Annotated in this window: 18 protein-coding genes; 7 read left to right on the top strand and 11 right to left on the bottom strand. The window is 62.9% G+C overall.

The window, feature by feature from the left end; translation table 11 throughout:
- Positions 1 to 24 precede the first annotated feature (24 nt).
- Both pncA and B2246_RS19585 read right to left on the bottom strand, forming a co-directional pair.
- Entirely contained in the window at positions 25 to 690 is a 666-nt protein-coding gene (pncA, locus tag B2246_RS19590) for a bifunctional nicotinamidase/pyrazinamidase (RefSeq protein ID WP_008650234.1), read from the bottom strand.
- A gap of 36 nt (positions 691 to 726) precedes the next feature.
- Complete coding sequence (locus B2246_RS19585) at positions 727 to 2,808, bottom strand: 3-hydroxyacyl-CoA dehydrogenase NAD-binding domain-containing protein (protein WP_008650235.1); 2,082 nt, start codon at positions 2,806 to 2,808, stop codon at positions 727 to 729.
- A 466-nt stretch (positions 2,809 to 3,274) separates the two neighbouring features.
- Between B2246_RS19585 and B2246_RS19580 the strand changes: the two genes are divergently transcribed.
- On the top strand, positions 3,275 to 4,756 hold the full coding sequence (locus B2246_RS19580) for an amino acid permease (RefSeq protein ID WP_008650236.1): 1,482 nt from the start codon (positions 3,275 to 3,277) through the stop codon (positions 4,754 to 4,756).
- An 81-nt stretch (positions 4,757 to 4,837) separates the two neighbouring features.
- On the opposite strand, the gene B2246_RS19575 is transcribed toward B2246_RS19580, so the two are convergent.
- The 8 genes from B2246_RS19575 to B2246_RS19540 form a co-directional block, all read right to left on the bottom strand.
- Positions 4,838 to 4,978, bottom strand: coding sequence for a hypothetical protein (locus tag B2246_RS19575; RefSeq protein ID WP_008650237.1), 141 nt, complete (start codon positions 4,976 to 4,978; stop codon positions 4,838 to 4,840).
- A 23-nt stretch (positions 4,979 to 5,001) separates the two neighbouring features.
- On the bottom strand, positions 5,002 to 5,460 hold the full coding sequence (locus B2246_RS19570) for a hypothetical protein (RefSeq protein ID WP_040011217.1): 459 nt from the start codon (positions 5,458 to 5,460) through the stop codon (positions 5,002 to 5,004).
- Positions 5,461 to 5,808: 348 nt separating this feature from the next.
- Positions 5,809 to 6,522, bottom strand: coding sequence for an ABC transporter ATP-binding protein (locus tag B2246_RS19565; protein WP_011516585.1), 714 nt, complete (start codon positions 6,520 to 6,522; stop codon positions 5,809 to 5,811).
- Positions 6,519 to 7,295 (bottom strand): ABC transporter ATP-binding protein, encoded by a 777-nt coding sequence (locus B2246_RS19560; protein ID WP_035882665.1) that lies wholly within the window; start codon positions 7,293 to 7,295, stop codon positions 6,519 to 6,521. The genes B2246_RS19565 and B2246_RS19560 overlap by 4 nt, the downstream gene beginning before the upstream one ends.
- The gene (locus B2246_RS19555; RefSeq protein WP_008650243.1) at positions 7,295 to 8,608 is read right to left on the bottom strand and encodes a branched-chain amino acid ABC transporter permease; all 1,314 of its coding nucleotides are present in this window, start codon (positions 8,606 to 8,608) and stop codon (positions 7,295 to 7,297) included. The genes B2246_RS19560 and B2246_RS19555 overlap by 1 nt, the downstream gene beginning before the upstream one ends.
- A 3-nt stretch (positions 8,609 to 8,611) precedes the next feature.
- A complete protein-coding gene (locus tag B2246_RS19550; protein ID WP_029307826.1) occupies positions 8,612 to 9,559 on the bottom strand; it encodes a branched-chain amino acid ABC transporter permease in 948 nt (315 codons plus the stop codon).
- A 106-nt stretch (positions 9,560 to 9,665) separates the two neighbouring features.
- Positions 9,666 to 10,916, bottom strand: coding sequence for a branched-chain amino acid ABC transporter substrate-binding protein (locus B2246_RS19545; protein ID WP_008650245.1), 1,251 nt, complete (start codon positions 10,914 to 10,916; stop codon positions 9,666 to 9,668).
- A 159-nt stretch (positions 10,917 to 11,075) separates the two neighbouring features.
- Entirely contained in the window at positions 11,076 to 12,701 is a 1,626-nt protein-coding gene (locus tag B2246_RS19540; protein ID WP_286880556.1) for a 3-(methylthio)propionyl-CoA ligase, read from the bottom strand.
- Between the two features lie 401 nt (positions 12,702 to 13,102).
- On the opposite strand from B2246_RS19540, the gene B2246_RS19535 reads away from it, so the two are divergent.
- The 6 genes from B2246_RS19535 to B2246_RS19510 all read left to right on the top strand — a co-directional run bounded on the left by B2246_RS19535 (position 13,103) and on the right by B2246_RS19510 (position 17,445).
- Positions 13,103 to 14,653 carry a protein adenylyltransferase SelO gene (locus B2246_RS19535; protein ID WP_008650247.1) on the top strand — a complete coding sequence of 517 codons (1,551 nt, stop codon included), beginning with the start codon at positions 13,103 to 13,105 and terminating at the stop codon, positions 14,651 to 14,653.
- 48 nt (positions 14,654 to 14,701) lie between these two features.
- Complete coding sequence (msrB, locus tag B2246_RS19530) at positions 14,702 to 15,109, top strand: peptide-methionine (R)-S-oxide reductase MsrB (protein ID WP_008650248.1); 408 nt, start codon at positions 14,702 to 14,704, stop codon at positions 15,107 to 15,109.
- 95 nt (positions 15,110 to 15,204) lie between these two features.
- Positions 15,205 to 15,744 (top strand): septation protein A, encoded by a 540-nt coding sequence (locus tag B2246_RS19525; protein ID WP_008650249.1) that lies wholly within the window; start codon positions 15,205 to 15,207, stop codon positions 15,742 to 15,744.
- Positions 15,745 to 15,795: 51 nt separating this feature from the next.
- Positions 15,796 to 16,110, top strand: a complete 315-nt coding sequence (locus B2246_RS19520) for a BolA family protein (RefSeq protein ID WP_008650250.1) — start codon at positions 15,796 to 15,798, stop codon at positions 16,108 to 16,110.
- A 4-nt stretch (positions 16,111 to 16,114) separates the two neighbouring features.
- Positions 16,115 to 16,909, top strand: coding sequence for a peptidylprolyl isomerase (locus B2246_RS19515; RefSeq protein WP_008650253.1), 795 nt, complete (start codon positions 16,115 to 16,117; stop codon positions 16,907 to 16,909).
- 188 nt (positions 16,910 to 17,097) lie between these two features.
- Entirely contained in the window at positions 17,098 to 17,445 is a 348-nt protein-coding gene (locus B2246_RS19510) for a hypothetical protein (RefSeq protein WP_008650255.1), read from the top strand.
- A gap of 112 nt (positions 17,446 to 17,557) precedes the next feature.
- Here B2246_RS19510 and purL read toward each other — a convergent pair whose 3' ends face one another.
- A complete protein-coding gene (gene purL, locus B2246_RS19505) occupies positions 17,558 to 21,604 on the bottom strand; it encodes a phosphoribosylformylglycinamidine synthase (RefSeq protein WP_186426503.1) in 4,047 nt (1,348 codons plus the stop codon).
- Positions 21,605 to 21,692 lie beyond the last annotated feature (88 nt).

Genomic DNA, 21,692 nt, shown 5'->3' with positions numbered 1-21,692 from the left:
ATTCGGCTTTCGTTGCGTGACGCTTCAGGACTCAGGGAGCCAGGGATTGTGCATACCGGCACCAGACCGCAGTGCGTCGGTAGTCGTGCGACGAACACCGGCCGCAGCCAGTTCTCGCCATGCCTGGTCGAGCGATCCGTTCAGATCGATCGCGCGGCAGGCATCTTCCACGACCACCGCCTCGAAGCCCGCTGCACGCGCGTCGAGCGCGGTCCAGGCCACGCAGTAATCCGTTGCCAACCCGACGCAGACCACCCGGCGAACGCCCTGCTCGCGCAGATAGCCAGCCAGTCCGGTCTTCGTCGTGCGGTCCGCCTCCATGAGCGCGCTGTAGCTGTCCACGTTGGCGTGGTGACCCTTGCGGATCACCATCCGCGCGTGCGGGATGCGCAGGTCCGCATGTAGCGCGGCGCCAGGCGTGCCCTGCACGCAGTGATCGGGCCACAGCACTTGCTCGCCATACGGCAACATCATGGTCTGGAACGGCGCGGTACCGACATGGCTCGTGGCGAAGGACACATGACCGGCGGGATGCCAGTCCTGCGTCAGCACCACGTGCTCGAATGCCGGCGCCAACCCGGTGATGACCGGCACGACTTCATCGCCGCGCGGCACGGCCAGCGCGCCCCCCGGCATGAAGTCGTTCTGCACATCGATCACCAGCAGGCAATCCTGCGCGCCGTAGGCCATGATTCGCGTTATCCCTTTGCGTTCACGCGGTCGCGATCAGCCGTTGAAGCCCTTGCCCTCGTCTGCCAGCTTCTGCAGCAGCGGTGCCACCACCCACGCTTCGCCGTGGTAACCCTTGGCATAGCGCTTCATGGACTGGGCCACGTTGTACAGGCCGACCTGGTCCGCGTACAGCATCGGGCCACCACGGAACAGCGGGAAGCCGTAGCCGGTCAGGTAGACCATGTCGATGTCCGACGCCTTCGAGGCAATGCCTTCCTCCAGGATCTTGGCGCCTTCGTTCACCAGTGCAAACACCAGACGTTCAACGATTTCCTCGTCCGAGATCTTGCGGCGCGTGATGCCGAGCTCCTTCGAGTGCTCGACGATCATGTCGTTGACCTGCTTGTTCGGGTACGGCTTGCGATCACCAGCCTTGTAGTCGTACCAGCCTGCGCCGGTCTTCTGACCGAAGCGGCCCATCTCGCAGAGCTTGTCGGCGGTCTTCGAGTACTGGATGTCCGGCTTGTCCACGGCGCGGCGCTTGCGGATCGCCCAGCCGATGTCGTTGCCAGCCAGATCGCCCATGCGGAACGGACCCATCGCGAAACCGAACTTCTCGATGGCCTTGTCCACTTGCTCGGGCAGCGCGCCTTCGTCCAGCAGGTAGCCGGCCTGGCGGCTGTACTGCTCGATCATGCGATTGCCGATGAAGCCGTCGCAGACGCCCGACACCACGGCCGTCTTCTTGATCTTCTTGCCGATCTGCATGACGGTGGCCAGCACGTCCTTGCCGGTCTTCTCGCCGCGCACCACTTCCAGCAGCTTCATCACGTTGGCCGGGCTGAAGAAGTGCATGCCGACCACGTCTTGCGGACGACGCGTGAACGAGGCAATCTTGTTGACGTCCAGCGTGGAGGTATTGGAGGCCAGGATCGCGCCGTCCTTCATCACTTCGTCCAGCTTCTTGAAGACGGTTTCCTTGACGCCCATTTCTTCGAACACGGCCTCGATCACGAGGTCGGCGTTCTTGATGTCGTCATAGGACATCGTGGTGGTCAGCAGGCCCATGCGCTGCTCAACCTTCTCCTGCGTCAGCTTGCCCTTCTTGGCGCTGTTCTCGTAGTTGCGGCGGATCGTGGCCACGCCGCGCTCCAGCGCTTCCTGCTTCATTTCCAGCATCGTCACGGGGATGCCGGCGTTCAGGAAGTTCATCGTGATGCCGCCACCCATCGTGCCGGCGCCGATCACGGCAACGCGCTCGATCTTGCGTACCGGGGTACCTTCGGGCACATCGGGGATCTTGCTGGCGGCGCGCTCGCCAAAGAACGCGTGACGCAGCGCGCGCGATTCCGGCGTGCCGACGAGGTACATGAAGCCATCACGCTCGTCCTTCAGGCCAGCCTCGAACGGCTTCAGCGAAGCCGCCACGGCATCCACGCACTTCAGCGGGGCCGGGAAATTCTTGGCCACGGCAGCCACGGTATTGCGGGCGAAGGCCAGGAAGCCTTCGGCGTTCTCGTGGCGCACCTTCAGGTCGCGCACCTTCGGGTACGGTCCCGGCGCGGCAGCCACGCTCTGGGCGAACTTGACCGCGGCAGGCAGCACGTCGCCATCGACGATCTCGTCGAACAGCTTCGAACCGGCGAACTTCTCCGACGGAATCGCGGTGCCGGACACGATCATGTTCAGCGCGTGCTCCAGGCCGATCAGGCGCGGCAGGCGTTGCGTGCCACCAGCGCCCGGCAGCAGGCCGAGCTTGACTTCCGGCAGCGCGATCTGGGCGCCCTTGGCGGCCACGCGATAGTTGCAGCCCAGCGCCAGTTCCAGGCCGCCACCCATGGCGACCGAGTGAATTGCCGCCACGATCGGCTTGGTCGAGGCTTCCAGCGCGCGGATCACCGAGTGCAGCGTCGGCTCCTGCGTGGCCTTGGGCGTGTTGAACTCGCGGATGTCGGCGCCGCCCGAGAAAGCCTTGCCGGCGCCGGTAATGACCACTGCCTTGACGGCCGCGTCATCCAGCGCACGGGTCAAGCCTTCGACGATGCCAAGGCGGGTGCTATGACCGAGGCCGTTGACGGGGGGATTGTCGAGTGTGATGACGGCTACGCCGTCCTGAACCTGATACTGCGCTGTCATACGCGTTCCTTTGGTGTCTGGATATTGTCTCGGGATTCGAATTCTCGAATGAAGGGGTACTGCCAGGACCGCGGGTTGATCGTGTTATGCCCCGCAATCCCTTGCCACACAAGCCATCTGGCTCGAAAGCGGATCAAGCATACACAAAATAGCACGGTCGTTCAATTTCATTTTTCGACCGCGCAAACCGCGTTATGCGCGGCCTTCATGCCGGCTTTATCCGGCGTTCATGGTGATCCTGCGCGCGGCCCAAATCCCTCAGGGGGAACCCGTAGAGACGCCCCATTCCTATGCCTGCCACGCCACTTCCGAGACGATTTCGACACCCTGCACTACTTTATTTGATACACGCCTCGAATCCATCGAAAAAGGCACGGTAGACTCGCGCCTTTCGTTTTTCCGGGGTGATGCGGCCGGTCCACAAGACCTAGTCCAACCAGGCCCCTCCGACGATCCAGCGACCCTGATGTCCCATCCACACCCTCATCAACACCCGGTCGTCGAGCACGACGACCTGCACCGCAAGCTCAAGGCGCGCCACCTGACGATGATCGCCCTGGGTGGCGCCATCGGCACCGGATTGTTTGTCGCCTCGGGCGCGTCCATCGCACAGTCCGGCCCCGGCGGCGCACTGCTGGCGTACTGCCTGATCGGCCTGATGGTGTACTGCCTGATGACCAGCCTTGGCGAGCTCGCGGTGCACATGCCCGTGGCAGGATCATTCGTGACCTACAGCGCCCTCTACGTCGACGAGGGCTTTGGCTTCGCTCTTGGCTGGAACTACTGGTTCAGCCTGGCCGTGACAATTGCCGTCGAACTGACCGCCGCCCAGTTGGTCATGCAGTATTGGTTCCCGGAGGTACCGGGCATCTACTGGAGCGCGGGCTTTCTGGCGCTGATGTTCGCCCTCAATGCGTTCTCGGTGAAGGGCTTCGGTGAGGCCGAGTACTGGTTCGCCATGATCAAGGTTGTAACCGTCGTGGTTTTCCTATGCGTGGGCGTGCTGATGATCCTCGGCATCCTCAAGGGTGGACCACAATCGGGCTGGCACAACTTCACGACCGGCGAAGCGCCATTCGTCGGTGGCCTCCCCGGGCTCTTCGCGGTGGCGATGATCGCCGGCTTCTCATTTCAGGGAACCGAGACGGTCGGCGTGGCGGCCGGCGAAGCCGCTGACCCCGGACGCACGATTCCGCGCGCGATCCGACAGACGTTCTGGCGCATCCTGCTGTTCTACGTCGTCGCCATCCTGATCATTGGCGTGCTGATTCCGTACACCGACCCGAACTTGCTCCGCAATGACGTGACCGACGTTGGCGTCAGCCCGTTTGCACTTGTCTTCCAGCACGCCGGCCTGGCTTTCGCCGCGGCGCTGATGAACGCCGTGGTGCTGACCGCACTGCTCTCGGCGGGGACATCGAGCATGTATGTTTCGACTCGGATTCTCTATGGCCTGGCGGTCAGCCAGCGCGCCCCGAGGGCACTGGCCAAGCTCACCCGGAACGGCGTGCCATTCAACGCGCTACTGGTGACCACGGGCATCGGCGCGCTGTGCTTCTTCAGTTCGCTGTTCGGCGACAAGGCCGTGTACCTGTGGCTGCTCAACACCTCGGCAATGACCGGCTTCTTCGCGTGGCTCGGTATCGCCGTCAGCCACTATCGTTTCCGCAAGGGTCTGCTGTATCAGGGCTACAAGGTCAGCGATCTCGCCTACCGCTCTCCGCTCTATCCGTTCGGCCCGATCTTCGCTGGCGTCCTGTGTCTCGTCATCGTGGGCGGCCAGAACTATCAGGCATTCACTGACATCCCCGGCCGTTGGCAAGAGATCGTCTCGACCTACATTGGTGTGCCAGTCTTCCTGGCGCTCTGGCTCGGCTACCGAATCGTACGCGGCACGCGCATGATCGACTACGAAGACATGCCGTTTGAACTGGTAAAGAAGGACTGATCGCCGACGCTTGCTGGCGTCACGGCACCGAAAGCGCTAGCGCCCGCATTGCGGGCGCTTTTGCCTGGGGAACGAGATCACTCACTGGCTTCGCTTCAGCAGCTCATACATCGCTCCACCCATGGTTCCTACGGATACCAGTGTCAGGACGGTGAGAAAGCGATCCATGACCTTCGTGAAGAACACCTTGTCTTCATGCATCCTGCTGAGAAATCTAATCATAGTTACTCCTGTCGAGTTGGAAACTACAAGGGCAAGTGCGGCCTGACTAGGGCCACGTAGCCCACAAAATGGACACCCCCGCTCATGCATGTGAGCCAGATCCAGGAACGTGGGATCCTTTGTGCTTGCGAATGCGCGAGAACGTCACGCTGATGCGCATCCATGGTGGCAAACAGCACAAGCACGGATGCCGCGACGATCACCACCACGTGGATCACCATAACGAACCAGATGTACGGCCGAAGAGCATCCGATACACCGGGTACCTCGAGCGCGGTGGCCAGCAGGTGACAGGCGCTGGCGCTCATCGGAATCACGGCCCAAAGCAATTGACCCCCTTTGATGGCGTGCCAGACGATGCCCCGGCGGTGCGCGCGAAAGAAACTCGGGACGCGAGCCAAAGGCAGCAGTGCTAACGGTGCGCCCAACGGCAGCGCTACGTTGAACACAAACCAGCCGAATAGCTCGATGACGCCGTCCATATGAACCTTGAAGTGTGAGATTGGCGTGCCAGGCACGCAACCCGTACGCCGACGCGCGTCGACGACACGGGCAATCCTAGGCATCGTGGCAACGAGGGCCAAGTGCCAGAGTCTCAAAATGATGGCGGGGTGGATTGCGGTTGCGCAGGGTCAATCGCGCGGCGTCAGATCAGCTCGGGGGGACGAGAACGCCAGCGCAGTCTGACGCGCATGGCAAAGCGCCTTGCTCACCCGTGTGAGAAAGGCGCTTTGAATCTACAGCAGTGGATTGAACAACAGCCGGGGGCCGGCCATCGAGATGCGGCGCCGATATGTCTCTGGCCTGGGATCTGAATCCCGGCCCAGCACCTACACCTCCAGCCACTCCTTCCGTATCTGCGCATTCGCCTTCAGTTCAACGGGGGTCCCCTCGAAGACGATATGGCCGTGGCCCATCACATAGACGCGCTGTGAAATGTCGAGCGCGATCGCCAGCTTCTGCTCGATCAGCAGCACCGAGATACCGCGCTCCTTGAGCGTCTTCAGGAAATCTCCCACCAGCGTGACGATCATTGGCGCCAGACCCTCGGTGGGCTCGTCGATCAGGACCAGGTCCGGGTCGCCCATCAGCGTGCGGCATAGCGTCAGCATCTGCTGTTCGCCGCCCGACAGCACGCCGGCCGGCGTATTCTCCCGCTCCTTGAGCCTTGGGAACATCTGATACATGTCCGCGACGGACCAGCGTGGCTTGGCCTGGCGGGGATTACGCTTCTCGCCGAGGGTCAGGTTCTGCCGCACGGTCAGCGTCGGGAAGATGTCGCGATTCTCCGGCACGTAGCCGATCCCCGCATGCGCGATCTCGAACGTGCGGCGCCCGAGCATTTCCTCACCCCGGAACTTGACCGAGCCCTCCGCCTTCACCATGCCGAGTATCGCCTTGGCCATGGTCGATCGCCCCACACCGTTGCGGCCGAGCAGTGCGACGATTTCGCCCTGGTCCACATGCGCATCCACGCCGTGGAGGATATGGCTCTTGCCGTAGTAGGCGTGCAACCCGGTGACTTCCAGCATCCGCGTGCTCATCCGTGCGCTCCCTCGGTGGCCGGTTCATCCAGCGTGGTACCCAGATAAGCCTCCTTGACCTTGCGATTGTTCCGAATCGCCTCGGGTGTATCGGTGGCGATGACCTCGCCGTAGACCAGCACGGAAATCCTGTCCGCCAGGCCAAACACGACGCTCATGTCGTGCTCCACCATCACCAGCGTCTTGCCGACGGTAACCTTCCGGATCAGTTCCACGGCATGGTCAGACTCGGAGCGGCTCATGCCAGCCGTCGGCTCATCGAGCAGGATGACCTCGGCCCCGCCGGCGATCGTGATGCCGATTTCCAGCGCGCGCTGCTCCGCATAGGTCAACAAGCCGGCCTGCGTATTGCGCCGATGCTCCATGCCGATCAGTTCGAGCACTTCCTCGGCCCGCTCGCGCGCGTCGCGCAATTCGGACAGCCGGTGCCAGAACGAATACTTATAGCCGAGCGACCAGAGCACCGCGCAACGCAGGTTCTCGAACACGGACAGCCGATGAAAGATGTTCGTGATCTGGAAGCTGCGCGAGAGCCCCATCCGGTTGATCTCGAACGGCCGCAGTCCGGCGATGCTTTGCCCGTTCAGCTTCACGCTGCCCGACGTCGGCGCGAATCGACCGGAGATCAGGTTGAACGTGGTGGACTTGCCCGCCCCGTTCGGCCCGATCAGCGCGTGGCGCTCACCTTTGCCAATGGAAAGGGTGACGCCCCGGATAATCTCGGTCTGACCGAATCGCTTGCGGACGTCGGAAAGTTCAAGTGCGGGCGTCATCATGCGTGTCCTCCGGTTTGCGTCTGGATCGCATCGAGCTGCGCGCGAACCTGCCCCGCCGCCCAGCGCCACGCCGCATACCCCAGCGCCCACAGCGCCGCAGCAACAATCCACGGCGCGAACGTGCCGGCATCGAAGTTGATGCCCACCAGCGACATTTCCGTGCCATTGGCGCTATCGACCTGCACCTTGTACACCATCTCCACCGTCAGGATAAGCGCGGCCAGCAGCACCGCACCGGCCACTGCAGCCCGCCCGTAGTACGGAAGCATCCGGCCGAACTGCTTCTTTGCGACCAGCGGCATCTGCATCATTAGCAGGCTGGCGATGCCGCCCGGCACGAACATCACCATCATCACGAAGAACAGGCCCAGGTAGAGCAACCATGCCTTGGTCAGATCGGACAGCGCCACGGCGAACAGCGTGAACACGATGGCACCAATCACCGGGCCGAAGAACACCCCCGCCCCGCCGATGAACGCCGCAAGCAGCACGCCGCCCGAGCGCACGGCGCTGACGTTCTCCGCCGAGACAATCTCGAAGTTGATCGCTGACAGCGCGCCTGCGATGCCGGCGAAGAACGCGGACAGGATCAGCACCAGATAGCGCACCCGTTGCGTGTTGTAGCCGATGAACTCCACACGCTCGGGGTTATCGCGCACGGCGTTGGCGATACGTCCCAGCGGCGTATGGGTCCACGCATACATCGCCACCATCGACAGCAGGCACCATGCGGCGATCAGGTAATAGACCTGACGGCCATGGCCATATGTGATACCGAGGAACGGCTCGCCGACCACCCGGTTGGTCGAGATACCGCCCTCGCCACCGAAGAAGTCCGGGAACATCAGCGAACTGGCAAAGACCATCTCGCCAATCCCCATCGTGATCATGGCGAACGTGGTACCCGACTTCTTCGTCGTCACGTAGCCGAAGATCACGCCGAAGAACGCCCCGGCCAGCCCACCCACCAGTGGCAGCATCGACACCGGCAGCCAGACCTTGCCCGCGCCGATCATGTTCAGCACGTGCACCGCGATAAACGCGCCAAGCCCGGAATATACGGCGTGCCCGAACGACAACATGCCCGTCTGCCCAAGCAGCATGTTGTACGAGAGCGCGAAGATGATCATGATGCCCATCTGCGACAGCAGCGTCACCGCGAAGCCGCCGCTGAAGATCAATGGCATCACCAGCATCAGCACCACGGTCACGCCCCAGATCAGCCAGCGCAACAGGTTCATCGGGCGGTAGCGCATGGTCCGGCCCGTGACCACCGGATCGGAAGATTGTTGCATCGTCGTCGACTCCATCGCTCAGCTCTCCCGGGTACCCATTAGCCCGCGTGGGCGGAAGATCAGCATTACCACCATCAGCACGTAAGGCAGCACCGGCGCCACCTGGGCAACCGTGAGTTTCCAGAGCGAGCTGAGCGGTGTGGCATCGGTGACCGTCATGCCAAGGCTGCCGAGCAGCCCCGCCATCGAGGCGTCGATCGTCACGGCGAAGGTCTGCAGCACCCCGATCAGGATCGAAGCGATGAACGCCCCCACGAGCGACCCCATGCCACCGACCACAGCCACGACAAATACGATCGACCCGACCGCCGCCGCCATCGACGGCTCGGTCACGAACGCATTGCCGCCGATGACCCCAGCCAGGCCGGCCAGCGCGGCACCGCCGCCGAAGACCATCATGAAGACACGCGGCACGTTGTGACCAAGGGCCTCGACCATCTCGGGATGGGTCAGCGCCGCCTGGATCACCAGACCGATGCGGGTACGTGTGAGCACCAGGTAGATCGCTACCAGCATCCCCAGTGACACGAGCATCATGAACGCACGGTACTTCGGGAACGACGAAGTGAAGACGGTGAAGAGCGGGCCATCCAGTACCTCGGGAATCCGGTACGGCACGGCGGCCAGGCCCCAGACAAGCTTGACCCCTTCTTCGATCAGATAGGCCAGCCCGAAGGTGAACAGCAGTTCGGCGACATGGCCGAACTTATGAACGGTACGCAGGCCGAAGCGCTCCACCAGTGCCCCGGCACCAGCCACCAGCAACGGCGCAAAGATCAGCGCGGGCCAGAAGCCAACCTTGGTGGCAATGGTGTAGGCAAAGTACGCGCCCAGCATGTAGAAACTTGCATGCGCGAAGTTCAGCACACCCATCATGCTGAAGATCAGCGTCAGCCCCGATGACAGCATGAACAGCAACAGCCCATAGCTGACACCGTTCAACAGCGAGATGACAAAAAATTCCACGGCAACTCCTCGGCACCGGAGCATGGCCCGACAAAATCCGCATTGTCCAGGGTTCCCGCGCGAACGGGAACCCTGATCTGCCCTTCCTTCTCTTTGTCTTCCCGACTTAGTTCGGCCGCTTCATCTGGCAGGAAGTCGGCTGCGCGGCCACGAACTGGTCAAGCTGCGCGTTGGTCTTCCAGCCATAGCCGGTGTTTTCCTGGTCAAACTTGATGTCCTTGCCGTTGACCTTGGTCCAGGTGGCCACCACCAGCGGCTGCTGGGCCTGATGGTCGGTGTTACGCATTTCCACCGTCCCGTTCATGCTCTCGACCTTCGCGCCCTCCATCGCCTTGGCCACCTTGACCGGGTCCGTGGAACCAGTGTCCTTCATGGCCTTGGCAAGGAAGGCAATGCCCGAGTAAGCCGCCATCACATAGAAGTCGTCGTTGTACTTCTTCTTGAAGCCTTCGACGATGTCGCCACCCTTGAAGGTGGGATTGTTCGGGTTGTAGTAGCCGACGTACTTGACGTGCTCGGCGCCGGAGGCACCCATCGCCGTCGGCACCCCGGTGGTGGCCGCGTAGTACGTGTAGTAATTGACCGGCAGGCCGGCATCCTTGCCCGCCTTGATCAGCAGCGCGAGGTCGCTACCCCAGTTGCCGGTGATCACTGTATCGGCACCAGACGCCTTGATCTTGGCCGCATACGGCGCGAAGTCCTTGACCTGCGCCAGCGGGTGCAGATCCTCGCCGACGATCTGGATGTCAGGACGCTTGCGCTTCAGGTATTCCTTTGCCGCGCGCGCCACCTGGTGGCCGAACGAGTAGTTCTGGTTGATCAGGTAGACCTTCTTGACGTTCGGGTCCTTGGCCAGGTACGTCGTCAGCGCCTCCATCTTCATGTCGGAGTTCGCGTCGAGCCGGAAATGCCAGTAATTGCACTTGCTGTTGGTCATGTCCGGGTCCACCGCGGCGTAGTTCAGGTAGACGATTTCCTTGCCCGGATTGCGCTCGTTGTGCTTGGCCACCGCATCTTCCAGCGCCAGACCCACGGCCGAGCCGTTGCCCTGGACGATATAGCGGATGTTCTGGTCCACGGCCTGCTTGAGGATGGTCAGGCTTTCCTGCGGCGACAGCTTGTTGTCAAACCCCACCACCTCGAACTTGTGCGCGCCCGCCCAGTTCTTCTGGTTGGCCACGTCGGCCACGTACTGCCAGCTCTTGAGCTGGTTCTGGCCCACGGGGGCCATCAAACCCGAAAGCGGATCGATAAACGCGATCTTCACCGTATCGGCTGCAGCCACTCCCGATACCAGCGCGGAACCCAGTGCCACAACTGCCGCCACCCCGGTTACCAGCGGACGCAACTTGGTCATACCTGTCTCCTTCACTTGTTGTCATTGGCGATGAGTGGCCGGCCACACCCTCCTCGCGTGGCCGGTCACCGGCGCGCGGACCCCTTTCCCTGAGCCCGCGCAAATGCCTGCTGCTACCTGATCAGATGAATATCCCGCTGCGGTCGACCTCGATCGGCCTCAGGCGGTGGGCAGCCTGTAGTCTTTGAGTTGCTCCCGCAGCTTGAGCTTCTGCATCTTGCCGGTAGCCGTGAGCGGAATCTCGCTGACGAACAGCACATCGTCGGGAATCCACCATTTGGCGACCTTGCCCTCGAAGAACCCGAGCAGTTCCTCGCGCGTGATCTCCATGTTCGGGCGCTTGACCACCACCAGCAGCGGTCGCTCGTCCCATTTCGGGTGATACGCGGAGATGCAGGCGGCCATGTGCACGGCCGGGTGCGCGGCAGCGACGTTCTCGACATCGATCGACGAGATCCATTCGCCGCCAGACTTGATCACGTCCTTGCTGCGGTCCGTGATCTGCATGTAGCCCTCTTCGTCGATCGTGGCCACGTCCCCGGTGGGGAACCAGCCATCCACGAGCGGGCTGTTGTCGTTGCGGAAGTAATGGTCGATGACCCACGGGCCGCGCACGTAGAGGTCGCCGAAGGCCTTGCCGTCCCACGGCAGTTCCTTGCCGTCACCGTCGACGATCTTCATGTCGACGCCATAGATCACGCGGCCCTGCTTCTCCACGATCTTGTGACGCGCCTCCTCAGGCAGGTCCAAATGGCGCGCCAGCAGCTTGCAAGACGTGCCCAGCGGCGACATCTCGGTCATGCCCCATGCGTGGATGACTTCCACGTCCAGCGCCTCGAGCGCGCGGATCATTGCGGGCGGCGCAGCCGATCCGCCAATCACGGTGCGGCGGAACGTCGAGAACTGCAGCTTGTTCGCCTGGACGTATTGCAGCAGGCCCAGCCAGACCGTCGGCACGCCGGCGGAGAAGGTCACGCCCTCCTGCTCGAACAGTTCGAACAGCGAAGCACCGTCAAGCTTCGGCCCGGGCAACACCAGCTTCGCGCCGACCAGCGGCACCGAGTACGGCAGGCCCCAGGCGTTGACGTGGAACATCGGCACGACCGGCAAAATCACGTCGCGCGCCGAGCATCCGAGCGCATCGGGCAGTGCCGAGGCGTACGAGTGCAACACCGTCGAGCGATGCGAGTACAGCGCGCCCTTCGGGTTGCCCGTGGTACCGGACGTGTAGCAAAGGCTGGACGCCTGGTTCTCGTCGAACTGCGGCCACTCGTAGTTGCCGTCCTGGGCGTCGATCAGGTCTTCGTAGCAGATCAGGTCGACCTTCGACTCGGCCGGCATGTGGGCGCGGTCGGACATCATCACCCAGCCCTTCACGTTCGGGCAATGCGGCGCCACGCCCTCTACCAGCGGCAGGAACGTGCTGTCGAAGAACACGTACTGGTCGTCGGCATGATTGACGATGTAGGCGATCTGTTCCGGGAACAGGCGCGGGTTGATCGTATGACAGACAGCGCCCATGCCGGACACGCCGTAGTAAATCTCGAGGTGGCGATAGCCGTTCCAGGCCAGCGTGCCAACGCGTTCGCCCTGCTGCACGCCCAGCGCGCCGAGCGCCTGTGCCAGCTTGCGCGCGCGCAGTTCGCAATCGCGGTAGGTGTAGCGATGCAGGTCGCCTTCGGTTCGTCGCGAGACGATTTCGGTGCTGCCGTAGTAGCGCGCAGCGTGCCGGATGATGGAGGAAATGAGCAACGGTGCGCTCATCATTTGTCCCATCAAAGCCATGAAACTGTCTCCAGTCTTGAATGATCCGTCTGAAAAACGAACAATCGTGCTAATTTTTGGCCGATTGCTCCCATACTCCGCGAAAACAGAAACCGGTGACACTTATGTGTGAAGGATCGCGCGAGCGCCGCGCTCGATGGCAGCGCTCCGGCCCCTGTCATGCATAGGATTGATGTCCGCTATTTGCATCGCTATTTGCGTGGTCTGCGATACAGCGGAGACCCTTGGGCTACAGGGGGAAACCGGTGCAAGTACAATACTGCGAGGCCAGATGTGTCTCAATATGTCGTTTTCCCCTAGCACCATGCATTCGATGCATGTGCACTCATACTGGGCATTCGGCAGCGCCATCATTGAGCGGTCTGACCGATGCGGAGCCATGCCATTTTTGGCTGCCCCTGATGCCCAACGAACCCACTGACGTCTTGCCCCCGACCTCCTTCAACGTACCCTTTGGCACGCGCCCCGGCATTGCCGCGCTCGGCGAGCGCTTCTTCACGCGACTCACCCCGACGCCACTGCCTTCGCCCTACCTTGTCAGTGTCGCGCCAGCCGCTGCGGCGCTGCTGGGCTGGAACGAGACGGACCTGCAGGATGCGGTCAAGGACCCGGCCTTCATCGACAGCTTTGTCGGCAACGCGGTACCAGACTGGGCGGACCCGCTGGCCACCGTTTACTCCGGCCACCAGTTCGGCGTCTGGGCCGGGCAGCTCGGCGATGGCCGCGCGATCCGGCTGGCCGAAGCGCAAACGCCGGGCGGCCCGTGGGAGATCCAACTGAAGGGGGGTGGACTCACCCCCTACTCTCGTATGGCAGACGGCCGCGCGGTCCTGCGTTCCTCGATTCGCGAATACCTGTGCTCCGAGGCCATGTATGCGCTGGGCGTGCCGACCACTCGGGCGTTGTCGATCATCGGCTCCGACGCGCCGGTACGTCGCGAAACCATCGAGACCTCTGCTGTGGTGACGCGGCTGGCGCCAAGCTTTATCCGTTTCGGGCATTTCGAGCACTTTGCCGCGCGTGAAGACCATGCGTCGCTCCGTCAACTGGCCGATTTCGTCATCGACAACTTCTACCCAGCCTGCCGGGACGCCGCGAATCCGTACCAGGCCCTGCTGCGCGAAGTGTCCCTGCTAACGGCCGACATGGTCGCCCACTGGCAAGCAGTGGGCTTCTGCCACGGGGTGATGAACACCGACAACATGTCGATCCTGGGCCTGACGATCGACTACGGCCCATTTGGATTCCTCGACGCATTCGACGCCAATCACATCTGCAACCACTCAGACCAGCAGGGCCGCTACGCCTACAGCCAGCAACCACAGATCGCCTTCTGGAACCTGCACTGCCTGGCACAGGCGCTGCTGCCGCTCTGGCGCGACACCAACGCGGCAGACCCCGAGGTCGAGAAGGCAGCCGCGGTGGAAGCCGCGCGTGAGGCGCTCGACCCGTTCCGTGACCGCTACGCGGAGGCATTCTTCCGTCACTATCGCGCCAAGCTTGGCCTGCGCAGCGAACAGGAGCAAGACGAGACGCTGATGACCAATCTGTTCCGTGTACTTCACGAAAATCGCGTGGACTACACATTGTTCTGGCGCAATCTTTCGCGCGTTTCTTCGCTGGATAACTCGCACGACGCACCGGTACGCGACCTGTTCCTCGATCGCGCGGCCTGGGATGCGTGGGCAGCTGAGTACCGCGCGAGGCTCCAGAGCGAGCAGTCGGACGATGCGGCACGCACGACCGGCATGCTGGCCACGAATCCGAAGTACGTCCTGCGCAACCATATGGCCGAGACGGCAATCCGCGCCGCGCGCGACAAGGATTTCTCCGAAGTGGATCGCCTGCTGGCCGTCTTGTCGAAGCCATTTGACGAACAGCCCGAAGCCGAGCCCTATGCAAAGCTGCCGCCCGACTGGGCCTCCGGCCTTGAAGTCAGTTGCTCGTCGTAACCCAGACCAAACGCCCCCAAGAATGCCGCACTACCAGGAAGCACGATCATGACCACGACCAAGACCGACGCCGAATGGCGCTCCCAGCTGTCGGACATCGAGTACCGCGTCACGCGCGAGGCCGCCACCGAGCGCCCGTTCACCGGCCAGTACTGGGACCACTGGAACCAGGGCATCTACCATTGTGTGGGCTGCGGCACGCCGCTGTTCGAGTCGGCCACCAAATTCGACGCCGGCTGCGGCTGGCCGAGCTATTTTCGTCCGATCAACGGCGAAGTGATCGCCGAGCACACCGACCACAGCCACGGCATGACGCGGGTGGAAGTCCGCTGCAAGGAATGCGGCAGCCATCTGGGCCACGTCTTCGAAGACGGCCCCGCTCCCACCGGACTTCGGTATTGCATCAACTCGGCTGCGCTAAAATTCGATGATCGCGATCCGGAAGATCGTGGGTGACGACACCCGCACTCCGGTCGCATGACCGATCTGCCCGGCGGCGGATCGCCCGCGGGCCAGCCTGATCGCCGACCCGCCAACCTTATCGCATCCGCATGAAATTTCTTTTCGACCTGTTCCCGGTCATCCTTTTCTTCGTCGCCTTCAAGCTGTTCGGCATCTATCCCGCGACGGCCGTGGCGATCGGCGCGACGGTGGTCCAGATTGCCTGGGTTCACTTCCGTCACGGCAAGGCCGAGCCCATGCAATGGGTCAGCCTGGCGATCATCGCCGTATTCGGTGGCGCCACGATCCTGCTGCACAACGAAACCTTCATCAAGTGGAAGCCGACGGTGCTCTATTGGCTGTTCGCGGTCACCCTGATCGGCTCGGTCATCGGATGGCGCAAGAACCTGATCCGCGCCATGATGGAAAAGCAGGTGACGCTGCCCGAACCGATGTGGGGCCGCCTCAACGTCGCCTGGGCGGGCTTTTTCGCGGTAATGGGCGTGCTCAACCTGTATGTGGCGTACCAGTTTTCGACCGACACCTGGGTCAACTTCAAGCTGTTCGGCAGCATGGGCCTGATGCTGGTGTTCATCGTGGCGCAGAGCATCTGGCTGTCGCGCCATATCCAGGAAACCCCGTCCGAATAAGCCACCGCGCCGCGGACTCATCGATACAGAACAGAACAGAAGGAAATCCGGATGGCAGCTGATCCCGCCACCATCGAAGCACTGCTCCAGGCAGCGCTTGATCCCACCCGCCTGACCGTGCGCGACGACAGCGCCGCCCATGCCGGCCATGCAGGCGCTGCCTCTGGCGGCGGGCACTATGACGTGCTCATCGTCAGCGAGCGGTTCGGGGGTCACTCTCGCGTAGCCCGGCACCGTATGGTGTATGATGCGCTGCGCGAACTGTTCCCCTCGCAAATCCACGCGTTGGCTGTCAACGCGTACACCGACCAAGAATATCAATCACGCGAAGCAACCCGCGACGCTACTCGCAACTCTCAGACCTGACCCCATGAAGACCTCCGTCCTCTCGTTCAGCCTGGCGGCTGTGCTTGCTGCTGGCAGCCTGCCCGCATTCGCCCAGAACGCTGCCGTTGTGAATGGCAAGCCGATTTCGTCGGCCAAGGTGGACAAGCTGATCGCCAGCACTGGCCAGCCGGAAACTCCCGAGCTGCGCGACCGTGCGCGCAACATGCTGATCGACCGCGAACTGCTGCTCCAGGAAGCCAACAAGCGCGGCATCACCCAGCGTGACGACGTGCAGGAGCAACTGGAACAAGCCCGCCTGAACGTGCTGGCCGGCGCGGTGTTCGAGGACTACGTGCGCACCCACGGCGCCAGCGATGAAGAGCTGCGCAAGCAATACGAGAAGATCAAGGCCCAGTTCGGCAACGGCAAGGAATACCACGTCCGTCACATCCTCGTGGAGAAGGAAGCCGACGCCAAAGCACTGATCGCCAAGATCAAGGCCGGCGCCAAGTTCGAAGATGTAGCCAAGGCCCAGTCGAAGGACACCGGTTCCGCCGCGAACGGTGGCGACCTGGATTGGGCCAACAGCAGCAGCTACGTGCCCGAGTTCTCGGCCGCGATGACCAACCTTAAGAAGGGCCAGATGACCGATACGCCGGTCAAGACCCAGTTTGGCTGGCACATCATCGAACTGGTGGACACGCGCGACGCCAAGATCCCGTCGTTCGAAGAAGTGAAGCCGCAGCTTCAGCAGATGATGATGGGCGATCAGGGCTGGCAGCGCGAGCAGTTCCAGGCGATGATGAAGTCCCTCAAGGACAAGGCGAAGATTCAGTAATCTGTTGCCAATCCGCGAAAAAACCGGCGCTAATGCGCCGGTTTTTTCATTTGGAGCATTCTGGGCAGCCTTGCACGGCACGTGTTTGATCTTGATACAGGTGGCGGGTTTCCACTTGGCACCGGCCCCGGTAAGATCAGAGCCACGCGTTTCGGCGCAGGCTTCATGACTTCCATGGATATCAAGCAATGGGCGTGACCAGCGGCTATTGGCAAATGTGGCACATCTTCTCCAGTGGCATGGTCTATTGCGCGCTGGGAATGCCCAATATCGAATGCACCGGCGGTCGATGGCGCAGCCTGCTTGCTCACCTCCCCGTGCGTGATCGCTATGCGCAAGCGAAACTGCTTCAGGCCACGGTCGCCTTCATGGAAATCCGTGGAGAAGTCAAAATCCCCCCCGGGTCCGATCGCTTGCGCCTCCTCTATTCCCGGTATCTGCCCTGGAGCGCCCGCCTGCAGACGCGGGAGTCCGCGCCTACGCCATCCGCCTCACCGCCATCGCCTGCGGACCAGCCCAATACGGCTGTAGCTTGAACTCGAATTTCACCACCTGAGCGTCTGAGCGTCTGCCCGTAATGCAGACGGCGGCACCAAAAGAAAAAGGCGCCCGACAATCGGGCGCCTTTGGCATGAGTGGGATAAAGCCTTAGCCCACCCACTTCCGTGCGTTACGGAACATGCGCATCCACGGGCTGCCACCATCGGCGATCTGCTTCCAAGCGTCCGGCGCCCAGCTCATCGTCGCGGTACGGAACACCCGCTCCGGGTGCGGCATCAGCACGGTAAAGCGGCCATCGACCGTCGTAACCGACGTGATGCCCTCCGGCGAACCATTCGGGTTCAGCGGATACGTCTGCGTCGCTGCGCCACGGTTATCGACGAAACGCAGGGCCACGTTTGCCTTGGCGATGTCGCCTTGCTGCGAGAAGTCGGCAAAACCTTCACCGTGCGCCACGACGATCGGAATGCGGCTGCCTTCCATGCCAGCGAAGAAGATCGACGGCGACTGCTGCACTTCGACGGTCACAAAGCGTGCTTCGTACTGTTCCGACTGGTTACGCGTGAACTTCGGCCAGGCGCCCGCACCCGGAATGATCGGGGCCAGGTTGCTCATCATCTGGCAGCCGTTGCACACGCCCAGCGCGAACGTGTCCTGGCGATTGAAGAACGCCGCGAACTGTTCGGCCATCTGACCGTTGAACAGGATAGTCTTGGCCCAGCCTTCGCCCGCACCCAGCACGTCACCGTAGCTGAAGCCACCGCAGGCCACGAAGCCCTTGAAATCAGCCAGGCTGGCGCGGCCGGCAATCAGGTCGCTCATATGGACATCGTGCGTGTCGAAGCCCGCCAGATCCATGCTGTACGCCATCTCGATCTGCGAATTCACACCCTGCTCGCGCAGGATGGCCACGCGCGGACGCGCGCCCGAAGCGATGAACGGCGCGGCGATATTCTCGGCCGGGTCGAACGTCAGCACGGGGCTGATGCCGGGGTCGCCGGCATCGAGCACGCGCTCGTACTCGCTATCGGCACAGGCGGGGTTGTCGCGCAGACGCGCGATACGCCAGCTCACCTCGGTCCACGTACGCTGCAGATCGGCACGCGCGGCGCCGAACACCTTCTTGGCATCGCGATAGATCTCGACCTGGTCGTTCGTGTTCGGCTTGCCGATCACATGGCTGCATGCCGACAGGCCTGCCTCGCGCAGCACCGCGAACACGGCGTCGCGCTCTTCCAGGCGCACCTGGACCACGGCACCGAGTTCCTCGGAGAACAGTGCGCGCAGCGTCTGGTCATTGCGACGTTCCGCGACCTGCTGCGCCCAGTTCTTGGCGTCGCCGTAATCCTGCTCGCCATTCGGATCGAGCGTCAGCATGTCGACGTTCAGCGACACACCGCAGTGGCCCGCGAACGCCATCTCCGCCACGGCAGCCATGAAACCGCCGTCCGAACGATCGTGATAGGCCAGCAGCTTGCCTTCACGGTTCAGGCGCTGGATCACGTTGAAGAAGTTCTTGAGGTCTTCCGCGTTGTCGACATCAGGGGCGCTATCGCCCACCTGCTGCGTCACCTGGGCCAGAATGCTGCCGCCCATGCGGTTCCTGGCGCGCCCGAGATCGATCGCGATCAGCACGCTCTCGCCCAGGTCCGTGCGAAGCTGCGGCGTCAGCGTGCGGTTCACGTCGTCCACCGCCGCGAATGCGGAGATGATCAGCGATACCGGCGCTACGACTTCCTTGTCGCCATCGGCATCGGACCATTTGGTGCGCATCGACAGCGAATCCTTGCCGACCGGGATGCTGATGCCCAGTGCCGGGCACAGTTCCATGCCGACGGCGTGCACCGTGTCGTAAAGCTTGGCGTCTTCGCCAGCCACGCCACAGGCAGCCATCCAGTTGGCCGAGAGCTTTACCTTGCCCAGGTCCTTGACCGGTGCCGCTGCCAGGTTGGTCAGCGCTTCGCCGATCGCCATGCGGCCCGAGGCCGGCGCGTCGATCACGGCCAGCGGCGTGCGCTCGCCCATCGTCATCGCCTCGCCAGCCGTGCCCTTGTAGTCGAGCGTGGTCACGGCCACGTCGGCCACCGGCACCTGCCACGGACCCACCATCTGGTCGCGGGCGTTCATCCCGCCCACGGTACGGTCTCCGATCGAGATCAGGAACGACTTGTTCGCCACGGTCGGGTGGCGCAGCACGTCACGCACGGCTTGTTCCAGCGAGATGCCGGTCACGTCGACGGGCGGGAACTCTCGCTCCACGCGCGTGACGTCGCGATGCATGCGCGGCGGCTTGCCCAGCAGCACGTCCATCGGCATATTGACCGGGAAGTGTTCCTTCAGCGCGGCGTCCACATGCGAGTCGACAAGCTGGAGCTGTTTCTCCTCAGTCGCGACCCCCACCACGGCAAACGGCGAACGCTCACGCTCGCACATCGCCTGGAACAGCGGCAGGCTGTTCGGCGCGATCGCCAGCACATAGCGCTCTTGGGACTCATTGCACCAGATCTCGGCAGGCGACAGACCCGACTCTTCCAGATGCACCTGACGCAGGTCGAAACGCGCGCCACGGTCAGCGCCGTCGACGAGCTCGGGGAACGCGTTCGAAATGCCACCCGCGCCAACGTCGTGGATCGACAGGATCGGGTTCTCATCGCCAAGCTGCCAGCAGGCGTTGATGACTTCCTGCGCGCGGCGTTCCATTTCCGGGTTGCCACGCTGCACCGAATCGAAATCGAGATCGGCGGTGTTCGTGCCGGTCGCCATCGAACTGGCCGCGCCGCCACCCATGCCGATACGCATACCCGGGCCGCCCAGCTGGATCAGCAACGTGCCGGCCGGCAGCGGGTCCTTGTGCGTGTGCGAGCCGTCGATGTTGCCAATGCCGCCGGCGATCATGATCGGCTTGTGATAGCCGCGCACGGTGCCGCCAACGTTCTGCTCGTAGACGCGGAAGTAGCCACCCAGGTTGGCGCGGCCAAATTCGTTGTTGAACGCCGCGCCGCCGAGCGGCCCGTCGATCATGATCTGCAGCGGGGATGCGATGCGGTCCGGCTTGCCGGTCACAACCGGCTTGTCGTCCGGATTACGGTGCGACATCGGCTGGGCCGCGTCACGCGCGTTTTCCCATGACTCGACGGCATCGGGCAGCATCAGGTTCGACACCGTAAAGCCGGTCAGGCCTGCCTTGGGCTTGGCGCCACGGCCAGTTGCACCTTCGTCGCGGATTTCACCGCCCGCACCGGTCGACGCGCCAGGGAACGGCGAGATCGCGGTCGGGTGGTTGTGCGTTTCCACCTTCATCAGCGTGTGGGTCAGCGCCTCGTGGCGCCCGTACTTCTGGTTCGCGCCACGCGGGAACCAGCGCTCGGCCACGTCGCCTTCCATGACCGCCGAGTTGTCCGAGTACGCCACGATCGACCCCTGCGGGTTCAACTGGTGCGTATTGCGGATCATCGCGAACAGCGACTTGTCCTGGGACACGCCGTCGATGGTCCACGTGGCGTTGAAGATCTTGTGGCGGCAGTGCTCGCTGTTGGCCTGCGCGAACATCATCAACTCGACGTCGGTCGGGTTGCGTTCGAGCTTGCCGTAGGCGTCCAGCAGGTAATCGATCTCGTCCTCGGACAGCGCCAGGCCCATTGCCGTGTTGGCGTCCACCAGCGCGCTGCGACCCGCCGAGATGTCGATGAACTGCAGCGGCTTGGCCGGCAGTTCCTGGAACAGCGCGGCGGCCTCTTCACGGCTGCCGATCACCGTTTCGGTCATGCGGTCGAACAGATGTGCGGCGACAGCGGCGCGCGTGCCGGCATCCAGCGTCTTGCGGCCGCGCAGCAGCCCCTTCTTGCAGATGACCGTGATTTCGATGCCGCGCTCGATACGGTGAACGTGGGTCAGGCCGCAGTTGTGGGCGATATCGGTGGCCTTGCTGGCCCACGGCGAGATCGTGCCGAAGCGCGGGATCACCACGAAGCGGTCGCCCTCGGTCTGAGCGGTGAACGGCGCGCCGTAGGTCAGCATCGCGCCGATGCGGGTCTGATCCTCGGCGGACAGCGGCGTGTCCGAATCGACGAAGTGCACGAACTGGCCGTGCACCGATTCAATATCGGCGTCGATCTGTTGGAGAGCGGCAAGCAGGCGTTGCTGACGGAAGGCGGAAAGCGCCAAAGCGCCGGGGAAGCACGAGAAATGCGCCATGATCGTTGCGGTCGGGAGGCGTAGGAGGGTCGGGGCAGGCGGCCGCCGACACTGCTGAATGGAATGCCGGCTGGCGGGAAACCGCTAT

Source organism: Cupriavidus sp. UBA2010, assembly GCF_002335265.1.
GTDB lineage: Bacteria > Pseudomonadota > Gammaproteobacteria > Burkholderiales > Burkholderiaceae > Cupriavidus > Cupriavidus metallidurans.
The sequence above is the reverse complement of the archived record's forward strand: the minus strand, read 5'-3'. Positions and strand labels throughout refer to the sequence as shown.

Bases quoted from the DNA above. Each gene is read 5' to 3' on its own strand.
- B2246_RS19580 (WP_008650236.1), top strand. From the start codon at position 3,275: ATGTCCCATCCACACCCTCATCAACACCCGGTCGTCGAGCACGACGAC.
- B2246_RS19520 (WP_008650250.1), top strand. From the start codon at position 15,796: ATGGCAGCTGATCCCGCCACCATCGAAGCACTGCTCCAGGCAGCGCTT.
- purL (WP_186426503.1), bottom strand. From the start codon at position 21,604: ATGGCGCATTTCTCGTGCTTCCCCGGCGCTTTGGCGCTTTCCGCCTTC.
- B2246_RS19510 (WP_008650255.1), top strand. From the start codon at position 17,098: ATGGGCGTGACCAGCGGCTATTGGCAAATGTGGCACATCTTCTCCAGT.
- B2246_RS19525 (WP_008650249.1), top strand. From the start codon at position 15,205: ATGAAATTTCTTTTCGACCTGTTCCCGGTCATCCTTTTCTTCGTCGCC.
- pncA (WP_008650234.1), bottom strand. From the start codon at position 690: ATGGCCTACGGCGCGCAGGATTGCCTGCTGGTGATCGATGTGCAGAAC.
- B2246_RS19540 (WP_286880556.1), bottom strand. From the start codon at position 12,701: ATGGCTTTGATGGGACAAATGATGAGCGCACCGTTGCTCATTTCCTCC.
- B2246_RS19535 (WP_008650247.1), top strand. From the start codon at position 13,103: ATGCCCAACGAACCCACTGACGTCTTGCCCCCGACCTCCTTCAACGTA.
- B2246_RS19555 (WP_008650243.1), bottom strand. From the start codon at position 8,608: ATGGAGTCGACGACGATGCAACAATCTTCCGATCCGGTGGTCACGGGC.
- B2246_RS19515 (WP_008650253.1), top strand. From the start codon at position 16,115: ATGAAGACCTCCGTCCTCTCGTTCAGCCTGGCGGCTGTGCTTGCTGCT.
- B2246_RS19560 (WP_035882665.1), bottom strand. From the start codon at position 7,295: ATGACGCCCGCACTTGAACTTTCCGACGTCCGCAAGCGATTCGGTCAG.
- B2246_RS19570 (WP_040011217.1), bottom strand. From the start codon at position 5,460: ATGGACGGCGTCATCGAGCTATTCGGCTGGTTTGTGTTCAACGTAGCG.
- msrB (WP_008650248.1), top strand. From the start codon at position 14,702: ATGACCACGACCAAGACCGACGCCGAATGGCGCTCCCAGCTGTCGGAC.
- B2246_RS19575 (WP_008650237.1), bottom strand. From the start codon at position 4,978: ATGATTAGATTTCTCAGCAGGATGCATGAAGACAAGGTGTTCTTCACG.
- B2246_RS19585 (WP_008650235.1), bottom strand. From the start codon at position 2,808: ATGACAGCGCAGTATCAGGTTCAGGACGGCGTAGCCGTCATCACACTC.
- B2246_RS19545 (WP_008650245.1), bottom strand. From the start codon at position 10,916: ATGACCAAGTTGCGTCCGCTGGTAACCGGGGTGGCGGCAGTTGTGGCA.
- B2246_RS19565 (WP_011516585.1), bottom strand. From the start codon at position 6,522: ATGAGCACGCGGATGCTGGAAGTCACCGGGTTGCACGCCTACTACGGC.